This is a genomic window from Bacillus sp. SIMBA_026 (genome assembly GCF_046535335.1).
GTDB lineage: Bacteria > Bacillota > Bacilli > Bacillales > Bacillaceae > Bacillus > Bacillus velezensis.
This window is the reverse complement of the sequence record NZ_JAWRWX010000487.1, coordinates 1-235: the sequence shown is the minus strand read 5'-3', so window position 1 is coordinate 235 and position 235 is coordinate 1. Positions and strand designations below refer to the sequence as shown.

General features: G+C 52.3%; 1 protein-coding gene. It reads left to right on the top strand.

Annotated features, from left to right (window positions below):
* Nucleotides 1-47 precede the first annotated feature (47 nt).
* Nucleotides 48-235: hypothetical protein (locus SB847_RS22270; RefSeq protein ID WP_410578941.1), on the top strand; the 188-nt coding region annotated here is incomplete at its 3' end.

Genomic DNA, 235 nt, shown 5'->3' with positions numbered 1-235 from the left:
CAACAGGTCGGACACTCCCATACGTAGACAAGTTTAAGGATGCGTTCGTGCTAACGGGTGTCAATAACATTCGTATTGCGACGCGCATCGCAAACCTGCTCGAAATGGTTTTTCGCAACAATCGTCAACTCGACTCGCAACTGGTAGACGTCGCGCTAAATGCCACAGTGGTTCTGACCGCGTTGTACTACAGAGGGTTCGACAAAGCCCCGGAGTTTGATGCCGTCCTGCGTGC